Source organism: Rubrilithobacter danxiaensis, assembly GCF_047272945.1.
GTDB lineage: Bacteria > Bacteroidota > Bacteroidia > Sphingobacteriales > Sphingobacteriaceae > Rubrolithibacter > Rubrolithibacter danxiaensis.
The window spans coordinates 1-26,115 of the sequence record NZ_JBKOPS010000012.1 but is presented as its reverse complement, the minus strand read 5'-3'; the positions used below and the strand labels follow the sequence as shown (position 1 = coordinate 26,115).

Genomic DNA, 26,115 nt, shown 5'->3' with positions numbered 1-26,115 from the left:
CACATGGCAACTAAACAACGTATTTTATTAGTTGAAGACGAAGAGCATTTGCTCGAAGCTATTAAACTGAACCTGGAGCTTGAAGGCTACAAGGTAAGTACCGCAACAGACGGTAAAAAAGCATTGAAAATATTTAAAGAGGAACGCTTTAATCTGGTTATCCTGGATGTAATGCTGCCCGAAGTAGATGGTTTTCAGGTTGCTGAAACTATCCGGCTGGAAAATTCGGAAGTTCCCATTATGTTTCTTACCGCAAAAAATACAAGCGAAGATCGGGTTACAGGCTTAAAAAAGGGTGCCGACGATTATCTTGTAAAGCCGTTCAATCTGGAAGAATTAATTCTCAGGGTAAATAACCTGGTAAAAAGGAGTCTGAAAGGAGATGATCTGAAGGAATTAAATTCCTACCGTATAGGTGATAAAACTATTTATTTTAACTCTTTTGAGTTGAAAAATGATGATGGCTCTGTAACTCCTTTAACCAAAAAGGAAACCATGCTTCTTAAATTACTTATTGAAAGAAGAAATGAAGCGGTTTCGCGTGAGCAGATCCTTGAAACGGTATGGAATTACGATGTTTATCCGTCCACACGCACCATTGATAATTTTATCCTTACGTTCCGTAAATATTTTGAGCCTGATCAGAAAAATCCGAAATACTTTCATTCCATCAGGGGAGTAGGGTATAAATTTACGGATAATCACTAAAGCAGCGCATGTTAAATCTCAAAGCCAGGCTTGCCGTTATTTGTGTGGCAATTATCCTGGCAGGATGGGCGGTTTATCAACAAGCATTTGAAATTTCTGCCATAGCAGGGCTGGGGGTAGTCCTTTTAATCTGGGGATATTTTAAACAGGGTACAGTCGTTCTGGCAGCCAGGGCTTTTCAGCAGAAAGATTATAGTAAAACAGAAAAACTGCTGAGAGAAATTAAAGATCCGGACTACTTAAGTAAGAACAGACGCGGATTTTATGAGTTCATGTTTGGAAACATTGAGTTGCAAAGAGATAACTTTGAAGAAGCTGAACGCCATTTTCAAATTGCTTCCCGTTTCCCGCTTCGAAATCAGAACGATAAGGGAATTGTACTGGTGCAATTAGCCAATCTTAATTTGCGGAAAAAAGATTATATCAAGGTAAAAGGCTACATTGAAGCAGCCAGATCATTGAAAATAAGTTCGAGAGTACAAAACATTATTCAAAAAATAGAAAAAGAAATACCAAAATAACGTGATGCAGGAACAAATTAAAGACTCCTTATTTATAAAAGCCGCTTTTTCAAAGCCTACCCCGCGACCTCCGGTTTGGATGATGAGGCAGGCAGGTCGTTTTATGAAAGAGTATTGGGATATTAAAAATAAATATTCCTTCCTCGAAATGTGTAAAACCCCCGAAATAGCAGCCGACGTGACTATGCTTCCTGTTGATCTTCTTGGGATTGATGCTGCAATTTTATTTTCGGATATCCTGGTTACTGCGGAAGCAATGGGGGGAGATTTGAGCTTTACACAAGGAGTTGGCCCTAAGTTTTCTAATCCTGTAAGAAATAAGTCGGATATAGACTCGCTTCAAACAGACGTTACCGGCCGGTTGCAATATGTGGCAGATGCCATAAAGGTTATTCAGCAACGTTTAAACGGACAAATACCTTTAATAGGTTTTGCCGGTGCTCCCTTTACCGTAATGAGCTATCTGGTGGAAGGAGGATCGTCTAAAGATTTTAAGCTTACCAAATTAATGTTGCATAATGAACCGAAACTGGCCCATCAGTTATTGTCTAAAATAGCTGCAGTTACTGTTGATTATTTGAATCTGCAAATTGATGCAGGTGTTAATGCAGTGCAGATTTTTGACAGCTGGGCTTTGGCCCTGTCGTGGGATGATTACAAAGAATTTTCACACAGGTATATTTCTGAAATCATCTCAAAATTAAAGAGGAAAGATATTCCGGTGATTTCTTTCTGTAAAGGAAGCTCTGTTTTTGCTCCACTGATGGCGGAAGCTAAGCCTGATGTTATATCTGTAGATTGGAATGCTAGTTTATTAGATATTAAACGTATGCTTCCTAAAGGAATAGCTGTTCAGGGAAATCTGGACCCCCATATACTTTATGCTGATAAAAAAGTGATAAAAGAGCGGATTTTGCGTTTGTTTGAACAGATGCGAGGCGAAGACGGATTCATTTTTAATTTAGGGCACGGAATTATGCCGGATATTCCTTTTGATAATGTAAAATATGCTGTGGAGGTTATAAAGGAATTTAGCTATTGATTTTGGTATGGCCTACCTCTACATAAAATCTATACACATTATATTTGTTGTTAGCTGGATGGCCGGCCTTTTTTACATAGTACGGCTATTTATTTACCATACAGAAGCCAACGAACGTCCCCCGGAAGAAAAGAAAGTTCTGCAAAAGCAGTTCGAAGTGATGGAGGCTAAACTCTGGAATATAATCACTACCCCGGCTATGGTGCTTACTGTTCTGGCCGGTGCGTGTATGCTCTGTTTAAATCCTTCACTTTTAAGTACTAACTGGATGCTTGTAAAGCTAACTTTTGTTGCAGGATTGCTGGTATATCATTTTACTTGTCAGCGTATCATTAAGCAATTGAAAAAAGGCATCTTCAGCTGGTCATCTACTCAGTTGCGTTTATGGAATGAACTTGCCACTATTTTTCTGGTTGCTATCGTATTTACTGTTATTCTAAAGAGCGCAATTGATTGGCTGTACGGCTTGCTGGGCCTGCTGCTTTTTGCTGTAATCATCATGTCTGCAGTGAAAATTTATAAATATTACAGGATGAAACCGTAGGTTAATCGAAAGATATAACTTTAAGAAGAGAGCTTCCGGAAATTTTTAGAAAATCTCTATCATCCTGGAGTAATGAAATGTCGTTACGCATTGCATAGCAGGCAATCAAACAATCATTAGGTTTACGAACAGTAAGCCCTTTTTTTCTTAAATTCCTGTATAGCTGTGCGGCTTCTTTAGCAAGAGTGTAGGACTCGTTGGGAGGAAGTAATAAGAAATCTGAAAAATAACTGGAGATCTTGGTAAACTCTTCGTCTTTTTCAATACCTTGAAGAACTTCCTGCATGATAACAGGGCAGGTCGCAATCATAATATTAGCAAGGTTATTTTTTAGAAACAAGCTTGCCGGAGTTTCAATCCCTTTAAAAAAATTTATCCATACAGAAGTATCTATAAGAATAACCTCCATTAGTTATTAGTTTCTTCATCAAATGCTACTTTTCCCCATAGCTCAGATAATTTCTTTTGATTCTCGACTTTAATTAAAAGTTGGAGTGCTTTTTCAACCACTGCTTTTTTTGTCTTAATATTACTTAATTTTTGAGCTTTACTGATTAATGTCTCATCGATATATATATTGGTCCGCATATACACATAAATTTTGTTAAATATACACATTTTAAAAGTGCAAATTGTTTTGATAAGATACCAGTTTATCCTGTTTTTTTTTACATTATTGTCATCAGTTCAAGCTCAGTCTGTAAACGATAGTTTAGAATACCGTATTCGTCCCCATCCCTTAAAAACCGGCGATGTTGCATTAACAGTTGCTAACTTCAACTACCTCCGCAATTACGAGTTTTTCAATAAATTTCAGGACGGATATACGTTGTACGGAACACAACTGGAACCACAGCTGGTTTACTATGCTCATCCCAATTTATTGCTTTCGGCAGGGATTCATCTAAGAAAAGACTTTGGAAACGAAGGGATCTATAAGACATACCCTTTATTCTCTATTAAATATCAAAAGGGAAATACAGCATTAATTAACGGGGTTTTAGAAGGAAATATTCAGCACCGGTATATTGAACCGCTGGTAGATTTTGAAAAGAAAATTACAGAACCTGTTGAATATGGAACGCAGGTAGTAATTCAAAATTCAAAATTGTTTTTTGACGGCTGGATCAATTGGAAAAAAATGATCTATAAGCCCTCGGGAGAGCAGGAACAGATTCTTGCAGGTATTTCTTCGGATATAAGTCTGTTTCGAAACAATAAACTAAAGCTTTCTGTACCTCTTCAATTATTGGTTTTCCACCAGGGCGGCCAAATTGATACTACTGCCAAACCTCTTCAAACTCTATTAAACAGCGCTGCCGGTTTTAAAATCAATTACAAACTGAGCGGATTTTTTAAATCTATTGAAACAGAGAACTATATTTCCACTTTTACAGAATTATCTCCAACCAAGCAATTTCCTTTTTCGAAAGGCAAAGGGGTTTATTTAAATGCAGGGGTAGACAGCAGGTACGGGCGTTTGACGGCCTCATACTGGAAGGGCACTAATTTTTTCTCAAGGCAGGGAATGCCTGTTTTTCAATCAATCTCGCAGCAGATTAATAATGAAGGTCATTCTGAAAAAAACCGCCAACTACTGTTTCTCCGGTATGTTTTTCAGAAAAACCTGGTGCCTCATCTTTACTTTGATTTTCGTGTAGAACCTGTTATTGATTTAGGCAAAAACAGTTCTAAATCCATTGAATTCTATCATTCTTTATTTTTAGTGTACCGACAGGAATTTAAGTTATTCAGCACAAAATAATTTTAATGCCGTTGCAACCATTATAAACGTATTCGCATCTTATCTACAAACGGATATGAATTTAAAACAGAAGTTTACGATTGATGACTTATTAGATGGATGTAAAAGAGCCGATCGTAAACATCAGGAACTTTTATACAGGATGCTTGCTTCGAAAATGCTTGGAGTATGTATGCGATATGCGAAAGACCGTTTTGAAGCGGAAGATATGTTGCAGCTGGGCTTTGTGAAAGTGTTTCAAAAGGTAAATGAATTTCGTGGTGAAGGGTCTTTTGAGGGTTGGATCAGGCGGATTATGGTCAATTCAGCTATCGAAATTTTCAGAAAGAACCAGCGTATGCTAAGTGTGGTAGATATAGATGAAGTACACGATGCGCCACAATCGATGTTTGATATGAAGGGATTGGAAGTAAAAGACTTACTGAATTTGGTTCAGCAACTGGCGCCCGGCTATCGGTTGGTTTTCAACATGTATATCATTGAAGGGTATTCTCATCAGGAGATTGCCGAACAGCTGGGAATTTCCGAAGGTGCTTCAAAATCACAACTATCAAGGGCGAGGGCAATTCTAAAGGAAAAAATTATGAAAATGGAGGGAGAAAAATATGCAAGTTATGCCGGATAAAGAGTTTGATAAACTATTTCAGCAGAAGTTCGATTCTTTTGAAACTGAACCTTCGCAGGATTTGTGGGTAGAAATTTCACAAACTTTGCATCCTGTCAAAGAAAAAAGCAAAATAAGGCCTTACTGGATGGCTGCCGCAAGTATTGTAGCTGTTGTAGCTTTCGGCTGGTGGTTAAATCTGCCACAGGAAAAGGTTCGCTTATATGGAAGTAAAGAACAAAAGCCTTCAAAGCAAATCCTGAAGCCTGAACCGAAAACAGCAACTCAACCTTTAAAAGAAGAAACTATTGAGGTTGCCTCGATACAAGCAGTCGATAAAAAAGCAGTTGCTCCTGTAGTTGAGATCGGAATTAAGAAAAAGGAAATGCTTGTTAACACCGAAGTTCTTCCAGCTAAACTAATAGACAAGGAAGAGCCTGTGAAGTCAGATGAACCTTTAATCACAATTGAAAAAGTAGCAGATAACAAAACTACTGAGCCGCTCACACCACAAACTACAGAAACTGTTCTTGCTCTGGCAGAAACACCGCTTGAAAGTATGGCGGAAGAAGAGTCCAAACCACAGCTACGCAATATTAAGTCGGTTGGAGGACTGGTAAACTTTGTAGTGAGTAAAGTGGATAAACGGAAAGATAAAATAATTGAATTTACAGATACAGACGAAGGTTCGATTGTTTCGGGGCTGAACCTTGGATTTGTTAAAATTAAAAGTCGGAATTAATCATTTTAATTGCTAAATATTATGAAACGTATACTATGTACATTGGTGCTGGGGGCTTGTATTACCCTGTGTTATGCGCAGGAACAAGACTCAACCGCTGCAGATACACTGAAAAAAGAGAAAAAAGTAAGTATTGAAGTTACAGTAGGATCTAAAGATAAGGATCAGGATAAAAAGAGTTCTTCCGGAAAGTTTACTGCCGGTTTAACTTTCGCCCGGATCGACCTTGGCCTCAGCCGCTACCTCGATAAGGGAAGTTTTACACTTTCTCCTCAGAATAACTTCCTGGAATTTGAGAATATAAAAACACATAACGTCGGTTTTGAATTCTTTCAGTTCGGTTATCGGTTTACACAAAACTTTAAAACATATCTTGGAATTGGGGTCGACTGGAATCATATCCGCCTGAAAAGAAATATTACGTTTCAGCCCGACCAGCCCGTATTAACCTATACTGAAGAGCAGACTGATTTTAAGAAAAATCGTTTTTCGAGCACCTATCTGCGAGTTCCTTTATCATTTGAACTCCGTACAAACAGCGATAATAAAGGCAATCATTTTTACCTGGTGGTTGGTCCCGAAGTTGGATTTCTGATTAACGGAAAACAAAAACAAATAAGTGCAGAACGCGGAAAAGTAAAAGTAAGGGATGATTTTAATTTTAATCCTTTCCGCTATGGGGCATTCGCAAGAGTAGGATATAAGGATTTTGGAATATATGCCAAATATTACGCAAACGATGTTTTCGCGGAAAATCAAGGGCCTGCTGATTTTAAAAATGTATCATTGGGAGTTACTTTCGGCTTCTGATTATAAAAAGCTTCAAATAAAAGCCTGCTGTACAAAGATACAAGCAGGCTTTTTTTATATTTGTTAATGCCTGAGCATCCTCTTATTTCACTTACAGGAATCCACAAGCAATATACTACCGAAGTTTTTGCAGGGGTAAGAGACATAAATCTTGAAATTATTGAAGGAAAGATTGTATCTATTGTAGGTGCCAGCGGTAGCGGAAAAAGTACATTGTTGAAATTAATTTATGGGTTGCTTTCGCCTGAAAAGGGCGAAGTTTTGTTTGAGGGCAAAAAGGTGCTTGGGCCGGAAGAGAAGTTAATCCCGGGGCATGGGGAGATGAAGATGGTTACTCAAAACTTCGATCTTAATACCTATGCAAAAGTTTACGATAACATTGCTGCAATGCTTCCAAATACTGATTTACAGGCTAAGAAGCAGAAGTCTTTCGAGGCGATGGAACTGTTGCGTATAGGACATTTAGCAGAAAAGCGGATTGTTGATTTAAGCGGTGGAGAGCAGCAGCGTGTTGCAATTGCAAGGGCAATAATTACGGCTCCCAAAGTTCTGTTAATGGATGAGCCTTTCAGTCAGATAGATGCCTTATTGAAAAATCAATTGCGGTCTGATCTGCGGCGTTTATCCAGAGTACTTGGTATTACAATTATCCTTGTTTCTCATGATCCGGCTGATGGGTTATCATTAGCGGATGAGCTTGTGATTCTTCGAAACGGAATTATTCTTGAAAGGGGAGCGCCTCGTAAACTCTATAATCATCCGGAACACTTTTATACAGCACAGCTTTTAGGAAACTGCAATGTAATTACCCGGGCAGAAGCAAAAGCAATTGGAGTATCGGTAAAGAAATCATTTGCGGCAATATACCCTGAATGGATCCGGGTTAAGAACAGCTGGACGAGCAAGCTTTTTACTGTAAAAGATTCTTATTATAAAGGATTTTATGAAGAGCTTGTTCTTGAAAAAGACGGCGTTTTGCTACGTGCGATGAATTTGACAGTAGATAATCATCAGCCAGGAACAAAAATCCAGGTTTTATTTTCTCGTTTCCTGGAATTTGATGACGAATAATATTATCTATACCAGGTATTCAAATAACGTTTGGTCTTTGTTTATTTCCTTATAATCGAATTTATAATCGTTCATTTTCTGGAGTAACGCCGGATAATCATCTGAAGACTTTAATTCTATTCCAACCAATGCAGGACCGCTTTCCCGGTTTGTTTTCTTAATAAACTCAAAACGGGTAATATCGTCGCCGGTTCCAAGAACATGGTTAACAAAGGTTTTTAATGCTCCCGGACGTTGCGGAAAGCTTATAACAAAATAGTGCTTCAGCCCTTCGTATAATAGAGATCTTTCTTTAATCTCCTGCATCCGCTCAATATCATTATTCCCTCCGCTTACTATGCACACTACTTTTTTCCCACGAATTTTATCAGTGAAGAAATCCAATGCGGCAATAGATAGTGCTCCTGCAGGTTCAGCAACAATTGCATCTTCGTTGTAAAGCTTTAAAATGGTAGTACAAACTTTTCCTTCAGGAACTAAAGCCACTTCGTCTAAAACCTGCCTGCAAATAGGAAAGGTTATTTCGCCTGCCCTTTTTACCGAAGCGCCGTCTACAAAACGGTTGATTTCCTGTAATGTTACCGGAGCACCGGATTGTAATGCTGTTAACATAGAGGGGGCGCCTTCCGGTTCGACACCGATAATTTTTACTTCCGGATTTACCTGCTTGAGATAGCTTCCTGCTCCGGCAGCAAGGCCTCCGCCACCTACAGGAACTATAACAATGTCAGCGTCGGGTAGATCCTGCAATATTTCTACTCCTACAGTACCCTGCCCTTCAATTATTTTATAATTGTCGAAGGGAGGAATAAAGGTCATGTTATTAGCTTTTGTGTAAGCAAGCGCTTCCCGGAGGCAATCGTCAAAGGTATCTCCAACTAAAATAATTTCTATAACGGAGTCGCCAAACATGCGTGTCTGACTAATTTTTTGTCGGGGAGTATTTTCGGGCATGAAGATAACGCCCCGTGTGTTTAATTTTCGGCATGAAAAAGCTACTCCCTGTGCATGATTTCCTGCACTTGCACAGACTACACCTTTTGAAAGTTCTTCTGCATTTAGCTGGCTGATCATGTTATACGCTCCCCGAAGTTTGTACGACCTCACCACCTGGAGATCTTCTCTTTTAAGATAAATCTCACAGGAATATTTTTCAGAAAGTCGATCATTGTAAATAAGCGGAGTGCGTTTAATGACGTTTTTTAATCGCTCAAGCGCTGCTATCGGGTTTAAGTGAGTAAGATTCATCTTGCTAATGCTTAATCATAGTGTTTTTCAGATCAACTATCTATCCTTGCAATTTTTGTAATACATGTTTCATGATGCTCTACTGCCGGAAAGGGATGATAGTAATGGTGAAGCAAATTCCGCCAGTACGTGTAGGCTTCTGATTGTCTAAAACCAATGGTATGGTCTTCCAGTTTTTCCCAATCTACAAAAAGCATATATTTGTTATCCTGCTCTATGCATTTCAGTAATTTGTGCCCGAGATATCCTTTTACCGAGCTGATATACTTCCCTGCAAGGGCAAAATCTTTTTCAAACAGGTGTTGTTGTCCAGGCTTTATATAAAGAATTGCTGTTTCCAGAATCATAATTCCTCGCTTAAATTAAAAAAACCGCTTCTACAAGAGCTGCGGTTTTAATATAAAGGTACTATTTAAAAAAAGTGTTAAAAGCAATACGAGCCTGACTTTGTTTAAATGTTACTTGCCAGCCAGTCTCCAACCTCGCTGGTTTTATAAGATTTGTTTCCTTTTCCGGCAAGATCTTCGGTTACAATACCTTTTGCTAATGATTTATTAACAACTTCTCTTATCAGCGCTGCTTCTTCTTTTAAGCCGAATGCATCTTCAAACATCATGGCTGCCGATAATACTGTAGCAAGCGGATTGGCAATATCTTTACCTGCCGCCTGGGGATAAGAACCGTGAATAGGCTCGAACAAAGAAGTATGTACACCGATTGAAGAAGACGGCATTAATCCCATTGAGCCGGAAATAACGGAAGCCTCATCAGTTAGAATATCTCCGAAAAGATTTTCAGTTATAATTACGTCATAAGCGCTTGGCCATTGAACGAGACGCATTGCAACCGCATCAACAAATTCATAGCTTACTTCTACTTCCGGAAAATCTTTTTCCATATCCTGTACTGTTTCTCTCCATAAACGGGAGCTTTCCAATACGTTTGCTTTATCTACACAGCATAATTTTTTTCTGCGTGACATCGCCATTTCAAAACCCAGTTTTGCCAATCGTTTTATTTCTTCCCTTGTATAGGTGCAGGTATCAAAAGCGGTGTTACCGTCGTCTTTTCTTCCTCTTTCGCCGAAATAAATACCACCTGTCAATTCACGCAGAATGACAAGGTCTGTACCTTCAATGCGTTCTCTTTTTAAAGGGGAATTATCAATTAAAGAAGGGAAAGTGAAAGTAGGGCGTACATTTGCAAACAGGCCTAATTTCTTACGCATTTTAAGCAGTCCCTGCTCAGGGCGAACGGTTGCTTTGGGATCATTGTCAAAACGAGGATGTCCGATTGCTCCAAACAGAACGGCATCTGCTGCCATACATATTTCATGAGTCGCATCCGGATAAGGTTCGCCTACTGCATCTATTGCTGCCGCTCCGGTTAAGGCGGATGTCCAGCTAACTTCGTGACTGAATTTATTTGCTACTGCATTTACTACCTTTACTGCCTGATCTATAACTTCAGGGCCAATTCCGTCTCCCGGCAAAAGAGCGATGTTTAATTTCATTGTTTAAGTTTTAATCTTTGTTCTGGTTTATTGCTATATGTAAACTTGTACCTTTTTAAAAAGGCCTTAGTTGATTTTTGCTATTAGTATCAATCCTGTTGACCAATTGATTTTTGTCAACCGTATGTCTTTGCGGGTTTCCAAGTGTTTTATAAGAATATCCACATTATCCGAATGGCCTTCGGGCCAGTTGGGTTGGGGCAGCATATCGTCAATTATATAAAATCCTCCTATTTTTAACAAGCTCAGGGTTTCATCCAATGCCTCGTACTTACCGGGCCACGCATCGGCAAATATTAAATCGAATTTTTTGTCCTGATTATTCTTTATCCAGTGGCTTCCGTCTTCGCAAATAATTGATACCCGCTCATCATTTGAAAAAAAAGTTTCTGCTATAGAAAGATAGTCTTTGTCGTTATCAACCGATACTACAGTAGAGCCTTTATCCATTGCTTCAACAATCCACGATAGTGAAAGGCCTGTTCCTGTACCTAATTCTAAAAAAGAGCCGTGTGGTTTGGAAGTTACCAGCGTTCGTAATAAACTTCCTGTTTGCAGATCAGAAGGCATTGAAAATTTTATTCGTTCTGATTCCAGCTGAATATCTCTAAAATTAGGGGGAGTTTTTATGTCAGTATCAATCATTGGCATAGTTGTGCTTGAACTTGCTATTAAATGATGTTTAGCATTTTCTGAGTTGCCTTTATGGCACAAACAGTCTGGTCTGAATCCAAACCGCGGGTGATAAAAGTCCTGCTTTCTGTTTGCCAGGTGATAATAGTTTCACACAATGCGTCCGAGCTGCTACCGGGAGCTATTCGTACGGCATAATCTACTAATTCCGGCAAATGCATGTCTTTTTTAGAGTAAACTTTTTTCAATGCATTCATGAAAGCATCAAATTGGCCGTCACCCTGTGCGTGTTCTTCAATAAGCTTTCCATCAATGCAAACGGAGATGGTTGCTGAAGGACGCAATCCTTTAGAATTTGTTAATACGTACGATTCTACTTTAACCTTTTCCTCGTACAGGTTGCTGTCAAGCACATCGGAAATAATATACGGAAGATCTTCCTGCGTTACCGTCTGTTTTTTATCACCTAATTCGATAACCCGCTCTGTAACTTTTTTCAGGTGCTCTTCATTCAGTTTCAAGCCCAGTTCCTGAAGGTTTTTTTCAATATTCGCCTTGCCCGAAGTTTTTCCTAAGGCATATTTACGTTTTCTTCCAAAACGCTCCGGAAGTAAATCATTAAAATATAAATTCTTCTTGTTGTCGCCATCGGCATGAATTCCGGCGGTTTGCGTAAATACATTCTCGCCTACAATTGGCTTATTGGCCGGGATCCGTATTCCTGAAAATGTCTCTACCAGTTTACTTACTTTATATATAGAAGACTCTTTGATCGAAACTTCAGCCTCAGGTAAAAAATCATTAATTACCGCTACCGCACTGGCCATTGGGGCATTACCTGCTCGTTCGCCCATGCCATTAACAGTTAAATGTAGTCCGTTGATGCCAGCTTTTACAGCCTCAAAAACATTTGCCGTTCCAAGGTCGTAATCGTTATGGGCATGAAAATCAAAATGAATAGCGGGATATTTTTCTTTGAGTTCAGTGATATATGTAAACGTTTCTGAAGGAGTAAGTACACCTAACGTATCAGGTAATAATACTCTCTTTATTGGCTGCTGCGATAAAAAATCAAGATATTGCCAGACATAGTCCGGAGACTTTCTCATGCCGTTGCTCCAGTCTTCCAGATAGACATTAGTTGCAATGCCTTTTTGTAGAGCCGACTCGATTACTTGGGCGATTTCTGAAAAATGCTGTTCAGGAGTTTTCTTTAACTGATGAGTTAAATGATTGAGAGAACCTTTTGTTAGCAGGTTCTGTACTTTAACGCCGGCTTTGATCATCCAATCGATGGAAATTCCATTATCTACAAATGATAAGACTTCTATCGCATGGCTGTATCCGTTATTCTCTGCCCACCCGGTTATTGCTTTTACTGCTTCAAATTCTCCGGCTGATACACGGGCTGACGCGATTTCAACCCTGTCCACTAAAAGTTCTTCCAGCAATAGTTGCGTAATGGTTAGCTTTTCTGACATGGAAAATGACACCCCGGAGGTTTGTTCTCCATCCCGGAGGGTAGTATCCATTATTTCTATTTTCCTTTTTGTCATTTAATTGCTTATCCCCTGATTTATTTTAAGAGTTGTGCAGAATTGTATAAAAGGCGCTTCAAATTTTGAAACGCCTTTATATCAGATAAATTTATATTGTATTCAGCGTTGCTTAGAACGGTAATTTTTCAGCAAATTGCTGGATATCACCTTTTATATTTTGCAGATAATCAATATCATCAAACCCGTTTTGCATGTTTTCTTTTTTATAAGGGCTGATATCGAATTTTTCCTGCTCACCAGTTGATAACAATGTAATTGTTTGTACAGGTAAATTGATCTCAAGTTCTGTTTGCGGATTTGCATAAACAGCATCAAATATTTTTTGCAGAAATTCTGCGCTAACCTGCACAGGTAATACTCCGATATTTAAGCAGTTGTTCTTAAAAATATCAGCAAAGAAACTGGATACCACGCATCTGAATCCATAATCATAAACCGCCCAGGCTGCATGTTCTCTGGAAGAACCAGAACCAAAGTTTTTTCCACCAACAAGTATTTTGCCGCGGTAAACGGGATTGTTAAGAACAAAGTCAGCTTTAGGAGTATTGTCAGAATTGTACCTCCAGTCGCGGAATAAATTGTCTCCAAACCCAACACGCTCCGTTGCTTTCAAAAAACGGGCGGGTATGATCTGGTCAGTATCCACATTCTCAATAGGAAGAGGAACTACTGTGCTTTTTAATATCGTAAATTTGTCGTAAGCCATTGTTATTAAAAGTTTATTCGGTAAAAGGTAAGAGGGTAAAGATCTGGGATTAAGCATATTTAAAACATTGCTGCCCCTTTGAACTTTAAGCTTTCGCCTTTAACCTCTTCTTTACGCTAATTCTAAAGTTTTATCTTCGATTAAAGTCCTTGGATCTGTAACTACTCCGGTAACAGCTGCAGCTGCAGCAACAAGCGGACTGGCAAGCATTGTTCGTGCTCCCGGGCCTTGCCTTCCTTCAAAATTTCTGTTTGAAGTACTTACAGCATATTTACCTGCAGGAACTTTATCATCGTTCATTGCAAGGCATGCAGAACATCCGGGTTGACGTAAGGTGAAGCCTGCTTCTGTTAAAATATCCAGTAATCCTTCTTTTTTTATCTGTTCTTCAACAATGTGAGAGCCGGGAACCAACCAGACAGTAACATCATCTGCTTTTTTCTTTCCTTTAATAAGAGAGGTAAATGCTCTGAAGTCTTCAATACGCCCATTGGTACAGCTGCCCACAAAAACATAGTCTACCTTTTTACCAAGCATAGATTCACCTTCGTGGAAACCCATATAGCCTAATGATTTTTCGTATGTGGCAACACCTCCCTCAACCTCAGTTGCGTTAGGTATGTGGTTTGAAATGCCCATGCCCATACCTGGATTTGTTCCGTAGGTAATCATTGGTTCGATGCTGCTGCCATCAAAAGTAAATTCTTTATCGAAAACAGCGTCGGCGTCGGTCTTAAGGGTTTGCCAGTAAGCCATCGCTTTATCCCATGCGTCGCCTTTCGGTGTAAATTCTCTGCCTTGGATATAGCTAAAAGTAGTTTCGTCTGGGGCAATCATACCGCCACGTGCTCCCATTTCAATACTCAGGTTACATACGGTCATGCGGCCTTCCATACTCATTTTTTCAAAAACTTCACCGGCATATTCTACAAAATAACCGGTAGCACCTGATGTAGTGAGTTTGGAAATGATAAACAATGCAACATCTTTCGGAGTAACACCTTTGCTAAGTGATCCGGTTACATTGATACGCATTTTTTTAGGCTTAGGCTGCATAATACATTGAGAAGCCAATACCATTTCAACTTCTGATGTTCCAATACCAAAAGCAATCGCTCCAAAAGCGCCGTGAGTTGAAGTGTGTGAATCGCCGCATACTATGGTTGCACCGGGTTGTGTAATGCCATTTTCAGGCCCTACAACGTGTACAATGCCATTTTTTTGGTGGCCAAGCCCCCAGTGGCGAATTCCATATGCATTCGCATTTTGCTCTAATGCTTTTAACTGATTAGCCGAGAGCGGGTCGGCAACCGGTAAGTGTTGATTGATAGTTGGGGTATTATGATCTGCAGTAGCAAATGTACGTTCAGGATATAATACATTGATTCCCCTGCTTTTTAACCCTAAGAAAGCTACCGGGCTGGTAACCTCATGAATTAAATGGCGATCGATAAATAACACATCGGGACCTCCTTCAATTTTGCGTACCACATGCGAGTCCCACACCTTGTCAAATAATGTCTTGCTCATTTTTTATTTTTAGCTATTGTTTTTACTCTTCTATATAGGATTTCTATCCTTTAAATTCGCCTCCGGTTGCTTAGGAGAACGGTTTTATACAAATTTATTCAGTGCATCCAGGTATGCATTTGCAGATGCTCTGACGATATCTGTGCTGAAGCCATATCCCATATAGGACTTATCTTCATGAATAACACGCATATCTACTTTAGATACATCATCGCTTCCACCGTGAATGGAATGAATATTAAACTCTTTAATTTCTACGTGATTGCCAAGTATACTCTCTATGGCTTTAATAGTTGCACTTACCGGACCATTTCCTGATGCGGTGGCTTCGCGTTCAGTTCCTTTATAGCTTAGCTTAACTGTAGCCTGCGGATCAGCCTGATCGCCAGTAGTAACGTACAATGAATTAATTGTTACGCCATTTTTGAAGTTTGATTCTGTCTCATCGCCCATCAGTTGCAGAAGGTCGTCGTCTTTGATTTCTTTTTTCTCGTCGGCCATTACAAGGAAACGCTGATAAGTCTGGTCAAGATCAATACGATCGATTGAATAGCCCAGGCGTTCCAGGTGGTGTTTAAGCGCATGACGACCACTTCGGGCAGTGAGAATAATTTCAGACTGGTCGATACCCACATCTTCGGGGTTCATTATCTCATACGTTTCGCGGTGTTTTAATACGCCATCCTGGTGAATGCCAGAGCTATGCGCAAATGCATTCCGGCCGACGATTGCCTTGTTGGATTGGACCGGCATCCGCATCATACGGCTCACCATTCCGCTTAATGGGTATAGTTTTTTTGTATTTATATTTATTTTTTCGTGGTATCCGAGCGATTTATGTGTGTTCAGAATCATAACCACTTCTTCCAATGATGTATTGCCGGCACGTTCACCAATGCCATTAATGGTACATTCTACCTGGCGAGCTCCGTTTTGCAGTCCGGCAATACTGTTTGCCGTTGCCAAACCTAAATCATTGTGGCAATGAACAGAAATTATTGCCTGATCAATGTTTTTTACATTCTCTTTCAGGAATTTGATTTTAGCACCGTATTGTTCGGGCAGGCAATATCCGTTTGTGTCGGGAATATTAACTACTGTTGCACCTGCCGCAATTACTGCTTCGATCATTTGAGCCAGATATACATTATCTGCTCTCCCTGCGTCTTCAGCATAGAATTCAATATCTTCAACAAACTTTTTTGCATATTTTACTGCTTCAACGGCACGTTCAAGAATAGCCTCACGGGTGCTGTTGAATTTGTATTGAATATGCATGTCTGAAGAGCCAATGCCTGTATGGATACGAGGGTGTTTGGCATGTTTTAATGCTTCTGCTGCACAATCTATATCTCCTTTATTTGCTCGTGTAAGTGCACAAATTATAGGATTGCGAATTACCTTTGACAGTTCAACCACGCTTTGAAAATCGCCGGGGCTTGAAATAGGGAAGCCGGCTTCAATAATATCTACGCCCAGTTCCTGAAGAGCTTCTCCAATAATTATCTTTTCGGGAGTTGTAAGCTGTGAACCTGGTACTTGTTCTCCATCACGAAGCGTGGTGTCAAAAATAAATATACGGTTAGGATCGTGTAACATGTTGTTAGTATAGTATCAAGTATTTAGTATCAAAGACTGATATGATATTTAGTTAATTAAGTAGCGGTATCAACAACTGATGTGTGACGGCCGCTACTTATATCTGTCTGATCGGTATTAATGCTTTGCCTTTCAGCTTTTACCTTTCTTATGCTTCTACAGATTGGTTCTCAGGACGTAAACTTCTTACTGTTTTACCTGCCTGCCATAGTTCGCTTTCACGAAGTTCTTTAAGTTCAGCCTCCAGTTTTACACGATAATCAGGCTGGCTGTTAAGATCTATTGAACGTTGAGATTCTTTTCCGGTTGCCACGCTTTCGTAAAGTTCTTCAAAAACCGGTTTGGTAGCATCTTTGAATTTTTTCCACCAGTCTAAAGCGCCGCGTTGGGCAGTTGTAGAGCAGTTTGCATACATCCAGTCCATGCCGTTTTCTGCTACTAATGGCATTAACGACTGAGTTAACTCCTCAACAGTTTCGTTAAATGCTTCAGAAGGAGTATGTCCTTTACTGCGTAGAACTTCGTACTGGGCAGCAAAAATTCCCTGGATACATCCCATCAATGTTCCGCGTTCTCCGGTTAAATCGCTATAAACTTCTTTTTTGAAATCAGTTTCGAATAAGTAACCACTTCCTACCGCAATGCCAAGTGCTACAACTCTTTCCCATGCTTTACCTGTTGCATCCTGGAAAATTGCAAAGCTTGAGTTAAGTCCGCGACCTTCAAGGAACATACGGCGTAATGAAGTACCAGATCCTTTTGGCGCTACTAGAAACACGTCTACATCAGCAGGAGGGATAATGCCAGTTTGCTCGTTGAATGTAATTCCGAATCCATGAGAGAAATAAAGGGCTTTACCCGGGGTAAGGTGTTTTTTTACAGTTGGCCACAATTCGATTTGGGCAGCATCACTTAACAGGTAGCAAATGATAGTTCCTCTTTCAAGAGCTTCTTCAATTTCAAAAAGAGTTTCACCTGGCACAAATCCGTCGGCAACTGCTTTATCCCATGTTTTAGAATTTTTACGCTGGCCAACTATAACATTAATACCATTGTCTTTTTGATTTAATGCCTGACCAGGGCCCTGTACACCGTAACCAATAACAGCTACTGTTTCGTTTTTTAAAACTTCCTGAGCTTTTGATAATGGAAACTCTTCGCGGGTTACTACATTTTCTTCAGTTCCGCCGAAATTTAATTTTGCCATGATTGTTTGTTTTTAGCTTTAGCTTTCTTCTATTATTGTTTTATTAATTGACTGTTAACTGTTTGATCTGCAAAGTTATTAATCCTGAACAGAAATTACATGGTAAAAATCTTATCCTGACTGTTCAGGTATTCATTTTCTATAACTTCCGGAGCTGGCTCTTTCCTTTCGAATTCCCTTAGCTTCTTATTAAAGCCTTCGCTCGCTTTTATTATTGCTACCCGGGCACTACGTACAAATTCTATTAATCCATATGGTTGCAGGGCTTCAATAAGGGCATCTGTTTCTTCTCTGTGGCCTGTTGTTTCAAATACAGTATAATCTTTTCTGATAACCACTGCACGTGCTCCATATTCGCGAAGCAATCTTTCAACACTTGCTTTTTCGGCAATTGCATCGGTTTGTACTTTGTATAAAGCAAGCTCCTGCCAGATAATATCTTCGTTGGTGTTGTAGTATACTTTTAGCACTTCAACCTGCTTTTCTATCTGCCGTGAAAGTTTTCTTACAACTTCCTCTGTTTCATGAATGACTATATTGAAACGGTGGATGCTTTCTATTTCGGAAGGAGAAGTATTCAGGCTTTCAATATTAATTTTTCTTCTCGAAAAAATAATTGCAATCCTGTTCAGCAAACCGATTTGGTTTTCGGTGTATACTGTTATGTTAAATTCCTGCTTATCATTATTCTGACTACTCATGGTAATGTTTTTTTAAAAGAAGTTTACTTAAGTCTGATTTCGCTCACGCTGCAACCCTGCGGTACCATTGGAAATACGTTGTTTTCTTTGGTTACCATTACCTCCAGAAGGTATGAGCCCTTGTGTGCAATCATTTCCTCAACTGCAGATCGAAGCTTATCGCGGGTATTTACCTTTTGACCTGGAATCTGGTAAGCTTCGGCGACTTTAACATAATCAGGGCTTGTAATATTTACAAAAGAGTATCTTTTATCGTTAAAAAGCTGCTGCCATTGTCTAACCATACCTAAAAATTGGTTGTTAAGTATAAGTATTTTAACTCCTACATTAAACTGCATGATTGTTCCCAATTCCTGGATTGTCATTTGAACTCCACCGTCACCTATTACCGCAATTACTTCTTTATCAGGCGCTCCAAATTTTGCACCAATAGCTGCCGGAAGGGAGAAGCCCATTGTGCCTAATCCGCCACTGGTTATGTTACTGCGGGTATTATTGAATTTAGCATATCTGCATGCCACCATCTGATGCTGGCCTACATCTGTTACTATGATCGCATCACCATGAGTAAGTTCATTAATTTGCTGGATAACTTCGCCCATAGTAAGCTCTTCTGATGTAGGAAAAAGTTCGTCTTTGATAACTGCTTCAACTTCGCTGTTGTAAAAGTCTTTAAACTTTTGTACCCATTCAGTATGTTTTTTTTCTTCTACCAGTTCGGTTAACAGTGGTAATGTTTCTTTACAGTCTCCCCATACAGGAACAGTTACTTTTACATTTTTATCAATTTCTGCCGGATCAATATCTAAATGAATAATTTGAGCTTGTTTCGCATATTTATCTAATCTGCCGGTTACCCGATCATCGAATCGCATTCCAATGGCAATAATTACATCAGCTTCATTGGTAAGTACGTTTGGCCCGTAATTTCCGTGCATCCCGAGCATGCCAACATTTAACGGATGATCGGTTGGAATTGCACCAACACCAAGTATTGTCCATCCCGCAGGAATTCCGCTCTTTTCAATGAATGTTTTAAATTCATTTTCAGCATTTCCTAACAGCACGCCTTGTCCCCACAGGATAAAAGGTTTTTTTGCCTTGTTAATTAATTCTGCAGCTGCAGCAATAAATTCTTTACGAACAATAGGCTTTGGCCGGTAACTCCGTATATGACTGCATTTTGTATATCCTTCAAATGTGAATTTTTGAATTTGTGCATTCTTGGTAATATCGATCAGTACCGGGCCGGGGCGTCCGCTTCGCGCTATATAAAAAGCCTTTGCCAAAATCTCAGGAATTTCAGTAGCATCTGTAATCTGGTAGTTCCATTTGGTTACAGGTGTTGTAATATTAATTACGTCAGTTTCCTGAAAAGCATCTGTTCCTAACAAATGAGCAAATACCTGCCCGGTAATACATACAAGGGGAGTGCTGTCAATTTGGGCATCGGCTAATCCGGTTACCAGATTAGTTGCACCTGGTCCGCTTGTTGCAAAAACTACACCTACCTTGCCAGAAGTTCGTGCGTATCCCTGTGCTGCATGAGTACTGCCTTGTTCATGCCTTACCAGTATATGCTGAAGCTTATCCGTGTAATCATATAATGCATCGTATATCGGCATGATAGCACCGCCCGGATAGCCAAAAATTGTTTTTACATCTTCAGCAATAAGCGCTTCTAATACTGCTTGTGAGCCGGTAAGTTCTAACACTTCCTTTTTTTCAGGAGCGGTAATTGTTCCCTGTTGAGCCGTGTCCATAATCTTTTTCTTTTTATTGTTTATGGTAGATGTTTTATTTGTTAGTTATTTAAATTAAGGCTATTGGATAGACAAGTATTATGCATCGGTAACGCAACCTTCTGCTGCCGAAGTAACTTGTTTAGCATATTTATATAATATTCCTTTTGTAACCCGTAATGTTGGTTTAGTCCATCTTGATCTTCTTTCTGCAATTACTTCTTCCGAAACTTTTAAGGTCATATTTCTGCTGATGGCATCAATCTCAATGATATCATCGTCCTGTACCAGCCCGATTAGTCCGCCGTCAAAAGCTTCAGGAGTGATATGTCCAACAACAAAACCGTGAGTACCTCCGCTAAAGCGTCCGTCGGTTATTAAAGCCACACTCTTACCTAAACCAACTCCAATAAGCGCAGAAGTAGGTTTTAGCATTTCCGGCATTCCGGGAGCGCCTTTAGGCCCAACATTTCTGATTACTATTACATCACCATGTTTTACCCGGCCACTTTGTATTCCTTCTATTAATTCAAATTCGCCATCAAAAACCCTTGCAGGACCTTCAAAACGCTCGCCTTCTTTTCCGGATATCTTTGCTACACTGCCGCCTTCTGCAAGGTTTCCGTATAATATTTGCAAATGTCCTGTTGCTTTTATAGCCTTTTCAACAGGCATAATAATTTTCTGGCTTTCAAAGTCAAGTTCTGGTACATCAGCGAGGTTTTCAGCCAGGGTTTTACCTGTACAGGTTAAACAATCGCCATGAAGCCAGCCCAGCTTTAACAGATATTTCATTACTGCCGGAATACCGCCAACCTTATGAAGGTCTTCCATCATATATCGTCCGCTTGGTTTCATATCAGCAAGTACCGGGATCCGGTTACTTACTTCCTGGAAGTCATCTTGTGTAAGGTCAACTTCCACACTTTTTGCTATTGCAATTAAGTGAAGAACGGCATTGGTTGATCCGCCCATTACCATGATTGTTATTATCGCATTTTCAAATGCTTTTTTGGTCATGATATCTTTTGGTTTGATATCTCTTTCAAGCAGTAAGCGGATAGCCTTGCCAGCTTCCAGACATTCTTCTTTTTTCTCAGCACTCAATGCAGGGTTAGACGAGGAGTAAGGTAAGCTCATTCCTAAAGCTTCTATTGCTGCAGCCATGGTATTGGCGGTGTAAATCCCTCCGCAAGCACCGGCACTGGGGCAGGAGTTTTTAATGATTTCCTTAAAATCTATTTCGTCTATTTGTCCGGCTATTTTTTTTCCAAGCGCTTCAAACGCTGATACAATGTTCAAATCTTCGCCTTTATAGTGTCCCGGAGCTATCGTTCCGCCGTAAACCATAATTGAAGGACGGTTTAAGCGCCCCATGGCCATAAGGGAGCCTGGCATATTTTTGTCGCAACCCGGCAATGCGATTAAGGCATCGTAATACTGAGCTCCGCAAACGGTCTCTATTGAATCTGCAATAACATCACGGCTCACTAATGAATAACGCATGCCTTCCGTGCCATTGCTCATACCGTCACTAACGCCGATGGTATGAAAAATTAATCCAACAAGGTTTTCATCCCAAACACCCTCTTTTACAAGTTTTGCCAGATCATTCAGGTGCATGTTGCAGGTGTTGCCATCATAACCCATGCTCACGATTCCTACCTGTGCTTTTTTCATGTCCTCGTCAGTTAAGCCAATTCCATAAAGCATGGCTTGTGCTGCCGGTTGTGTAGGGTCCTGAGTAAGGGTTTTGCTGTAACGGTTAAGTTCTTTAACTTCTGTTGATGTTTCTAATGTATCAGATGATGGCTTCATTGTTTTCTTTTCAGTATCGTTTTATAAAAAAAGCGCCTTTAAATAAAAAGGCGCTTGTATAGATTATTTTTTTATTAAGACGCCTTTGCCGGTTTTGGAAATAGCAGAATCAGAAGTATACCGACGGCATTAATCCGCTTGGTAAACGGGATGCTATCAGTAAGGTTTCTGTATCCTTTTACAAATGTCATCTTTTTGTTTTTTTGTATAGCTCAAGTTACTTACAACATTTAATTACAGCAATAGTAAGCATCAAAATTTTTAAAAAAAATTTTATTTTAATTTTATGCAGGTTTTTAGCAGAACATTCCTAAGAAGTTTAGATACGGACGAATATAATTTTGTAGTATTTATACCAAAACTAAAATCGGTTTTCGGTATAAGTTTTAGCCTTGCTAATGAATTCCAAAAATTCTGCCTGAAAAGGTAGTTGTGTAACAGATTTTTTAATATTAAGCTTTGAAAAATGGCCTATTAAAAAATGCTGTTTATGTCGATTCCTTTGATTGCTGAAAAGTACAGAAACAAAAAAAGACCGCCGGTTGGCAGTCTTTTAAAAAATATAAATAATGATTATTCTATTCCTTCTGCCAGCAGCATTATTTTATTATTAATTACTTCAATAACTCCTCCTTTAATGGTAAAGATATCTTCTCCTTTTACGCCTCTGATCGTGACTTTGCCATCTTCAAGAGTAGAAATAATAGGAGCGTGTCCTTTGAGTACTTCAAAAGAACCCTGAACGCCGGGTACGGTTACCGAGTTAACTTCTCCTTCGTAAACAGTTTTATCAGGTGTTAATATTTCTAATGTCATATGAATAAGTTGTGGGTTGCAGGTTGCAGGTTGCAAGTCCTTTAACTTACAACCTTTAACTTCAAACTCATTTATGCGTTTGCTTCGGCTAATATTTTTTTGCCTTTTTCTATGGCGTCTTCTATTGTACCTACCAGGTTGAAGGCTGCTTCGGGATATTCATCAACTTCACCATCCATGATCATGTTGAATCCTTTGATGGTGTCTTTAATATCAACAAGAACACCTTTCAATCCTGTAAACTGTTCTGCCACATGGAAAGGCTGTGACAGGAAACGCTGAACACGACGTGCCCGTGCAACTACTAATTTATCTTCTTCAGAAAGCTCATCCATACCTAAAATGGCTATGATATCCTGAAGCTCTTTGTAACGTTGAAGGATTTCTTTTACCCGTTGTGCAGTATTATAATGTTCATCACCTAAAACCATTGGGCTAAGGATACGTGAAGTAGAGTCTAAGGGATCTACTGCAGGATAAATTCCAAGCTCGGCGATTTTACGTGAAAGTACGGTTGTAGCATCTAAGTGAGCGAATGTTGTAGCTGGTGCCGGGTCAGTTAAATCGTCGGCAGGCACATAAACCGCTTGTACAGATGTAATAGAACCGCGTTTAGTAGAAGTGATACGTTCCTGCATCATACCCATCTCGGTAGCAAGTGTTGGCTGGTAACCTACTGCAGACGGCATACGTCCTAACAGAGCGGATACTTCAGAACCTGCCTGGGTGAAACGGAAGATGTTGTCGATAAAGAAAAGAATATCACGTCCTTGTCCCTGTCCATCACCATCGCGGAAATATTCAGCAATAGTTAATCCTGATAAGGCAACACGTGCACGTGCGCCGGGAGGCTCATTCATCTGCCCAAAAACGAAGGTTGCTTTTGAATCTTTCAATTCATTCTGGTCGATCTTATCCAGGTTCCATTCGCCTTTTTCCATTCCATGCATAAATTCTTCGCCGTATTTGATAATACCTGATTCAAGCATTTCGCGAAGAAGGTCATTCCCTTCACGGGTACGTTCTCCCACACCTGCAAATACTGATAAACCTGAATATGCTTTTGCAATGTTGTTGATCAATTCCTGGATCAATACCGTTTTACCAACTCCGGCTCCACCAAATAAACCGATTTTACCACCCTTTGCATAAGGCTCGAGCAAATCGATTACTTTAATACCGGTGAACAAAACTTCGGTTTCGGTCGACAAATCTTCGAAACGCGGAGGCTGATTGTGTATTGCACGTCCGTTGGATTTATCAAGAGCAGGAATACCATCAATCGGATCGCCTACTACGTTAAATACACGGCCTTTTATTCCTTCACCCACAGGCATTTTAATAGGAGCTCCTGTGTCCGCAACTTTCATTCCACGAACTAAACCATCGGTTGAGTCCATAGCTACAGCACGCACACGGTCTTCCCCTAAATGCTGTTGCACTTCGAGAACAATTGTTTGTCCGTTCCCTTTTTCGATCTCTAAAGCATCGTAAATTTTTGGCAAGTGCGCTTCATCTGCGAAGCTTACGTCAACTACCGGACCGATGATCTGCGCTATTTTTCCAATGTTTGGCATATAGTTTTGGTAAAATTTTTAAAAATCAACTAATTATGAGCTTTTAAAGCCCTGATTTTTTGGTCTGCAAAAATACGTTTAAAAAATGAAAACTTAAATATTGCCTGAAAGATTTTTATTATAGTTTTCAGAATGTTCTGCAACGGGCAAAACTGAAAAGGTTTGCTACTGTTATACCTGCATCAACTGGATATTTATGAATACTTCAATTATTGCACGTTTTAAGTTTACCGGTTTTCGTTTTATTACTTTTTTGCTGGCATTCTGTGTTGCTTTCCCTGCTTTTTCACAGGAAAGTGCCGGCAATAGTAATGGGGCCGATGGTTTTAGCCCACGGGAAACTTATCCCTGGTACTCCCAGCCGTGGGTATGGGCCCTGATAGCTGCGGCTATAATTTTGGTAATTGCTTATTCTGCCTATAACGGAAAAAAGGGCAAATCTAAAATGGAATCAGATTCTGAAGAGGGAACGGTGCATAGCTGATTACTGCTTTTTCATAATTAAATATCCTTTGTTCAGTAGGGTAACTTCCTTGCCGTCGATTAAGCGATGTGTATAAATAAGGTAATAGTACACTCCGTCTACTAAAGTGGTATTTGTATTTGTTAACAATCCGGTGTTTGCATAACCTCTGAATACCCTGTCTGTTTCATTATACCCCTTCATCCTGAAAACTTCATTACCCTGTCGGTTATATATTATCACTTCGTTGGAATTAAAGGATAAAATATTCTCAATATAGAAGAAGTCTTTTATCCCGTCGTCATTAGGGGATACAAGGGGATCTGGTTTTATGTCCGGATTTTCCGGAACTGGTTTTTCAATAGCCGTGCTGTCTAAAACTCCATCCTGAATGTTAACTTTTGCCTCTTTTCCTATTTTTACCCGTTCGTTGGAAACAGTTGCAATGGTAATATTAATCGTTTCATCTCCTTCTTTTGCGGCATCGGTTAACGCGTGTATAGTTACTTTATCAGTGGAAGATAAAGATCCTTTCGGTATGATAATGGTTTGATATTGATCCCGTAACAGATAGTCTTGCTTTAGACTGGCGGTACCCTCATAGTCCAGAAGAATGGTAACATCTTCAGGAAAAGGCCTTACAAGAGAAGCAGTCACTGAAATCTTTTTTCCTTCTGTAACATTACTGAATTCGGGTGTTAAATTAACAATAGTAGTAGGCAGTACGTTGATTGTTATCCGGGCGATGTCACAAGCTCCTGAAGCGTCGCAAGCCTGATAGGTAAAATTATCTAAACCTACGTAGCCGGAGTTTGGAGTATAAGCGAGCTTCCCGGTGGTACTGATTGAAGCCGCTCCATTAGCAGGCTCTGTTAGTTTGGTGAACATCAGTTTATCTCCATCGGGGTCTGAATCATTGGAACAGCCGCACTCGCCGCTTAGTTTCGTGTCTTGTTCCATGTAAAACTCATCATCGTTTGCTACAGGAATATCATTGACGGGGGCAATGGTAATAGTAACGGTAGCATCGGCAGCAGCATAATCGGTACCATCCTGTCCGTTCCAGTTAAAGGAAGCCGAGCCGTTCCAGTCAGGATTGGGAATAAATGACAGCTGCGAAATAGCAGAGGACAAGATTTCCAGACCACTGGTAACAGGCGCTCCGTTAAGCATGAGGGTACCGTTAGCCGGGAGGG

At 39.8% G+C, this 26,115-nt stretch carries 27 protein-coding genes; 10 read left to right on the top strand and 17 right to left on the bottom strand.

Going from position 1 to position 26,115, the window contains the following annotated elements; genetic code table 11:
• Window positions 1-3: 3 nt before the first annotated feature.
• The 4 genes from ACLCDL_RS14590 to hemJ are packed head-to-tail and all read left to right on the top strand — an operon-like array spanning window position 4 to window position 2,815.
• Window positions 4-708, top strand: coding sequence for a response regulator transcription factor (locus ACLCDL_RS14590; protein ID WP_423149116.1), 705 nt, complete (start codon window positions 4-6; stop codon window positions 706-708).
• A gap of 8 nt (window positions 709-716) precedes the next feature.
• Complete coding sequence (locus tag ACLCDL_RS14585) at window positions 717-1,229, top strand: hypothetical protein (protein WP_423149115.1); 513 nt, start codon at window positions 717-719, stop codon at window positions 1,227-1,229.
• A 4-nt stretch (window positions 1,230-1,233) separates the two neighbouring features.
• Window positions 1,234-2,271 (top strand): uroporphyrinogen decarboxylase, encoded by a 1,038-nt coding sequence (gene hemE / locus ACLCDL_RS14580; RefSeq protein WP_423149114.1) that lies wholly within the window; start codon window positions 1,234-1,236, stop codon window positions 2,269-2,271.
• 7 nt (window positions 2,272-2,278) lie between these two features.
• A complete protein-coding gene (gene hemJ / locus ACLCDL_RS14575; protein WP_423149113.1) occupies window positions 2,279-2,815 on the top strand; it encodes a protoporphyrinogen oxidase HemJ in 537 nt (178 codons plus the stop codon).
• 1 nt (window position 2,816) lies between these two features.
• Here the strand turns inward: hemJ and vapC are convergent, their stop codons facing one another.
• Both vapC and ACLCDL_RS14565 read right to left on the bottom strand, forming a co-directional pair.
• The gene (gene vapC, locus ACLCDL_RS14570) at window positions 2,817-3,224 is read right to left on the bottom strand and encodes a type II toxin-antitoxin system VapC family toxin (protein ID WP_423149112.1); all 408 of its coding nucleotides are present in this window, start codon (window positions 3,222-3,224) and stop codon (window positions 2,817-2,819) included.
• Window positions 3,224-3,403, bottom strand: a complete 180-nt coding sequence (locus ACLCDL_RS14565; protein WP_423149110.1) for a type II toxin-antitoxin system VapB family antitoxin — start codon at window positions 3,401-3,403, stop codon at window positions 3,224-3,226. The genes vapC and ACLCDL_RS14565 overlap by 1 nt, the downstream gene beginning before the upstream one ends.
• A gap of 88 nt (window positions 3,404-3,491) precedes the next feature.
• Between ACLCDL_RS14565 and ACLCDL_RS14560 the strand changes: the two genes are divergently transcribed.
• The 5 genes from ACLCDL_RS14560 (at window position 3,492) to ACLCDL_RS14540 (ending at window position 7,807) form a co-directional block, all read left to right on the top strand.
• Entirely contained in the window at window positions 3,492-4,580 is a 1,089-nt protein-coding gene (locus ACLCDL_RS14560) for a hypothetical protein (RefSeq protein ID WP_423149109.1), read from the top strand.
• A 55-nt stretch (window positions 4,581-4,635) separates the two neighbouring features.
• Window positions 4,636-5,205: an RNA polymerase sigma factor gene (locus ACLCDL_RS14555; RefSeq protein WP_423149107.1), complete on the top strand. Its 570-nt coding sequence runs from the start codon at window positions 4,636-4,638 to the stop codon at window positions 5,203-5,205.
• Complete coding sequence (locus tag ACLCDL_RS14550) at window positions 5,195-5,926, top strand: hypothetical protein (protein ID WP_423149106.1); 732 nt, start codon at window positions 5,195-5,197, stop codon at window positions 5,924-5,926. The genes ACLCDL_RS14555 and ACLCDL_RS14550 overlap by 11 nt, the downstream gene beginning before the upstream one ends.
• 21 nt (window positions 5,927-5,947) lie before the next feature.
• Window positions 5,948-6,736, top strand: a complete 789-nt coding sequence (locus ACLCDL_RS14545) for an outer membrane beta-barrel protein (protein ID WP_423149104.1) — start codon at window positions 5,948-5,950, stop codon at window positions 6,734-6,736.
• A 66-nt stretch (window positions 6,737-6,802) separates the two neighbouring features.
• Window positions 6,803-7,807, top strand: coding sequence for an ABC transporter ATP-binding protein (locus ACLCDL_RS14540; RefSeq protein ID WP_423149103.1), 1,005 nt, complete (start codon window positions 6,803-6,805; stop codon window positions 7,805-7,807).
• Window positions 7,808-7,813: 6 nt separating this feature from the next.
• Here ACLCDL_RS14540 and ilvA read toward each other — a convergent pair whose 3' ends face one another.
• From ilvA to atpD, 14 genes are all read right to left on the bottom strand, one after another.
• Window positions 7,814-9,055: a threonine ammonia-lyase IlvA gene (gene ilvA / locus ACLCDL_RS14535; RefSeq protein WP_423149102.1), complete on the bottom strand. Its 1,242-nt coding sequence runs from the start codon at window positions 9,053-9,055 to the stop codon at window positions 7,814-7,816.
• A gap of 32 nt (window positions 9,056-9,087) precedes the next feature.
• Window positions 9,088-9,402 carry an antibiotic biosynthesis monooxygenase family protein gene (locus tag ACLCDL_RS14530; protein ID WP_423149101.1) on the bottom strand — a complete coding sequence of 105 codons (315 nt, stop codon included), beginning with the start codon at window positions 9,400-9,402 and terminating at the stop codon, window positions 9,088-9,090.
• 104 nt (window positions 9,403-9,506) lie between these two features.
• Window positions 9,507-10,568, bottom strand: a complete 1,062-nt coding sequence (leuB, locus tag ACLCDL_RS14525) for a 3-isopropylmalate dehydrogenase (protein WP_423149099.1) — start codon at window positions 10,566-10,568, stop codon at window positions 9,507-9,509.
• A 66-nt stretch (window positions 10,569-10,634) separates the two neighbouring features.
• Window positions 10,635-11,213, bottom strand: a complete 579-nt coding sequence (locus tag ACLCDL_RS14520; protein WP_423149098.1) for an O-methyltransferase — start codon at window positions 11,211-11,213, stop codon at window positions 10,635-10,637.
• Between the two features lie 26 nt (window positions 11,214-11,239).
• A complete protein-coding gene (locus ACLCDL_RS14515; RefSeq protein WP_423149097.1) occupies window positions 11,240-12,757 on the bottom strand; it encodes an alpha-isopropylmalate synthase regulatory domain-containing protein in 1,518 nt (505 codons plus the stop codon).
• Window positions 12,758-12,869: 112 nt separating this feature from the next.
• Window positions 12,870-13,466, bottom strand: coding sequence for a 3-isopropylmalate dehydratase small subunit (gene leuD, locus ACLCDL_RS14510; RefSeq protein ID WP_423149096.1), 597 nt, complete (start codon window positions 13,464-13,466; stop codon window positions 12,870-12,872).
• 111 nt (window positions 13,467-13,577) lie between these two features.
• Window positions 13,578-14,996 (bottom strand): 3-isopropylmalate dehydratase large subunit, encoded by a 1,419-nt coding sequence (gene leuC / locus ACLCDL_RS14505; RefSeq protein ID WP_423149095.1) that lies wholly within the window; start codon window positions 14,994-14,996, stop codon window positions 13,578-13,580.
• Window positions 14,997-15,080: 84 nt separating this feature from the next.
• Window positions 15,081-16,595: a 2-isopropylmalate synthase gene (locus tag ACLCDL_RS14500; protein WP_423149094.1), complete on the bottom strand. Its 1,515-nt coding sequence runs from the start codon at window positions 16,593-16,595 to the stop codon at window positions 15,081-15,083.
• Between the two features lie 148 nt (window positions 16,596-16,743).
• Window positions 16,744-17,802, bottom strand: coding sequence for a ketol-acid reductoisomerase (ilvC, locus tag ACLCDL_RS14495; RefSeq protein ID WP_423149093.1), 1,059 nt, complete (start codon window positions 17,800-17,802; stop codon window positions 16,744-16,746).
• A 95-nt stretch (window positions 17,803-17,897) separates the two neighbouring features.
• Entirely contained in the window at window positions 17,898-18,503 is a 606-nt protein-coding gene (ilvN, locus tag ACLCDL_RS14490; RefSeq protein WP_423149092.1) for an acetolactate synthase small subunit, read from the bottom strand.
• A gap of 23 nt (window positions 18,504-18,526) precedes the next feature.
• Window positions 18,527-20,266, bottom strand: coding sequence for a biosynthetic-type acetolactate synthase large subunit (ilvB, locus tag ACLCDL_RS14485; RefSeq protein ID WP_423149091.1), 1,740 nt, complete (start codon window positions 20,264-20,266; stop codon window positions 18,527-18,529).
• 78 nt (window positions 20,267-20,344) lie between these two features.
• Window positions 20,345-22,063: a dihydroxy-acid dehydratase gene (gene ilvD / locus ACLCDL_RS14480; RefSeq protein WP_423149090.1), complete on the bottom strand. Its 1,719-nt coding sequence runs from the start codon at window positions 22,061-22,063 to the stop codon at window positions 20,345-20,347.
• A 573-nt stretch (window positions 22,064-22,636) separates the two neighbouring features.
• On the bottom strand, window positions 22,637-22,879 hold the full coding sequence (gene atpC, locus ACLCDL_RS14475; protein WP_423149089.1) for an ATP synthase F1 subunit epsilon: 243 nt from the start codon (window positions 22,877-22,879) through the stop codon (window positions 22,637-22,639).
• Between the two features lie 71 nt (window positions 22,880-22,950).
• Window positions 22,951-24,456 carry a F0F1 ATP synthase subunit beta gene (atpD, locus tag ACLCDL_RS14470; protein ID WP_423149088.1) on the bottom strand — a complete coding sequence of 502 codons (1,506 nt, stop codon included), beginning with the start codon at window positions 24,454-24,456 and terminating at the stop codon, window positions 22,951-22,953.
• Window positions 24,457-24,652: 196 nt separating this feature from the next.
• Here atpD and ACLCDL_RS14465 point away from each other — a divergent pair, with 196 nt between their 5' ends.
• Window positions 24,653-24,940 carry a hypothetical protein gene (locus ACLCDL_RS14465; RefSeq protein ID WP_423149086.1) on the top strand — a complete coding sequence of 96 codons (288 nt, stop codon included), beginning with the start codon at window positions 24,653-24,655 and terminating at the stop codon, window positions 24,938-24,940.
• On the opposite strand, the gene ACLCDL_RS14460 is transcribed toward ACLCDL_RS14465, so the two are convergent.
• Window positions 24,941-26,115 (bottom strand): Ig-like domain-containing protein (locus ACLCDL_RS14460; protein WP_423149085.1); only part of this gene is annotated, 1,175 nt, incomplete at its 5' end.

Coding starts and splice junctions, on each gene's coding strand:
- ACLCDL_RS14590 (WP_423149116.1), top strand. CDS start 4: ATGGCAACTAAACAACGTATTTTATTAGTTGAAGACGAAGAGCATTTG.
- ACLCDL_RS14585 (WP_423149115.1), top strand. CDS start 717: ATGTTAAATCTCAAAGCCAGGCTTGCCGTTATTTGTGTGGCAATTATC.
- hemE (WP_423149114.1), top strand. CDS start 1,234: ATGCAGGAACAAATTAAAGACTCCTTATTTATAAAAGCCGCTTTTTCA.
- hemJ (WP_423149113.1), top strand. CDS start 2,279: ATGGCCTACCTCTACATAAAATCTATACACATTATATTTGTTGTTAGC.
- vapC (WP_423149112.1), bottom strand. CDS start 3,224: ATGGAGGTTATTCTTATAGATACTTCTGTATGGATAAATTTTTTTAAA.
- ACLCDL_RS14565 (WP_423149110.1), bottom strand. CDS start 3,403: ATGCGGACCAATATATATATCGATGAGACATTAATCAGTAAAGCTCAA.
- ACLCDL_RS14555 (WP_423149107.1), top strand. CDS start 4,636: ATGAATTTAAAACAGAAGTTTACGATTGATGACTTATTAGATGGATGT.
- ACLCDL_RS14550 (WP_423149106.1), top strand. CDS start 5,195: ATGCCGGATAAAGAGTTTGATAAACTATTTCAGCAGAAGTTCGATTCT.
- ACLCDL_RS14545 (WP_423149104.1), top strand. CDS start 5,948: ATGAAACGTATACTATGTACATTGGTGCTGGGGGCTTGTATTACCCTG.
- ACLCDL_RS14540 (WP_423149103.1), top strand. CDS start 6,803: ATGCCTGAGCATCCTCTTATTTCACTTACAGGAATCCACAAGCAATAT.
- ilvA (WP_423149102.1), bottom strand. CDS start 9,055: ATGAATCTTACTCACTTAAACCCGATAGCAGCGCTTGAGCGATTAAAA.
- ACLCDL_RS14530 (WP_423149101.1), bottom strand. CDS start 9,402: ATGATTCTGGAAACAGCAATTCTTTATATAAAGCCTGGACAACAACAC.
- leuB (WP_423149099.1), bottom strand. CDS start 10,568: ATGAAATTAAACATCGCTCTTTTGCCGGGAGACGGAATTGGCCCTGAA.
- ACLCDL_RS14520 (WP_423149098.1), bottom strand. CDS start 11,213: ATGATTGATACTGACATAAAAACTCCCCCTAATTTTAGAGATATTCAG.
- ACLCDL_RS14515 (WP_423149097.1), bottom strand. CDS start 12,757: ATGACAAAAAGGAAAATAGAAATAATGGATACTACCCTCCGGGATGGA.
- leuD (WP_423149096.1), bottom strand. CDS start 13,466: ATGGCTTACGACAAATTTACGATATTAAAAAGCACAGTAGTTCCTCTT.
- leuC (WP_423149095.1), bottom strand. CDS start 14,996: ATGAGCAAGACATTATTTGACAAGGTGTGGGACTCGCATGTGGTACGC.
- ACLCDL_RS14500 (WP_423149094.1), bottom strand. CDS start 16,595: ATGTTACACGATCCTAACCGTATATTTATTTTTGACACCACGCTTCGT.
- ilvC (WP_423149093.1), bottom strand. CDS start 17,802: ATGGCAAAATTAAATTTCGGCGGAACTGAAGAAAATGTAGTAACCCGC.
- ilvN (WP_423149092.1), bottom strand. CDS start 18,503: ATGAGTAGTCAGAATAATGATAAGCAGGAATTTAACATAACAGTATAC.
- ilvB (WP_423149091.1), bottom strand. CDS start 20,266: ATGGACACGGCTCAACAGGGAACAATTACCGCTCCTGAAAAAAAGGAA.
- ilvD (WP_423149090.1), bottom strand. CDS start 22,063: ATGAAGCCATCATCTGATACATTAGAAACATCAACAGAAGTTAAAGAA.
- atpC (WP_423149089.1), bottom strand. CDS start 22,879: ATGACATTAGAAATATTAACACCTGATAAAACTGTTTACGAAGGAGAA.
- atpD (WP_423149088.1), bottom strand. CDS start 24,456: ATGCCAAACATTGGAAAAATAGCGCAGATCATCGGTCCGGTAGTTGAC.
- ACLCDL_RS14465 (WP_423149086.1), top strand. CDS start 24,653: ATGAATACTTCAATTATTGCACGTTTTAAGTTTACCGGTTTTCGTTTT.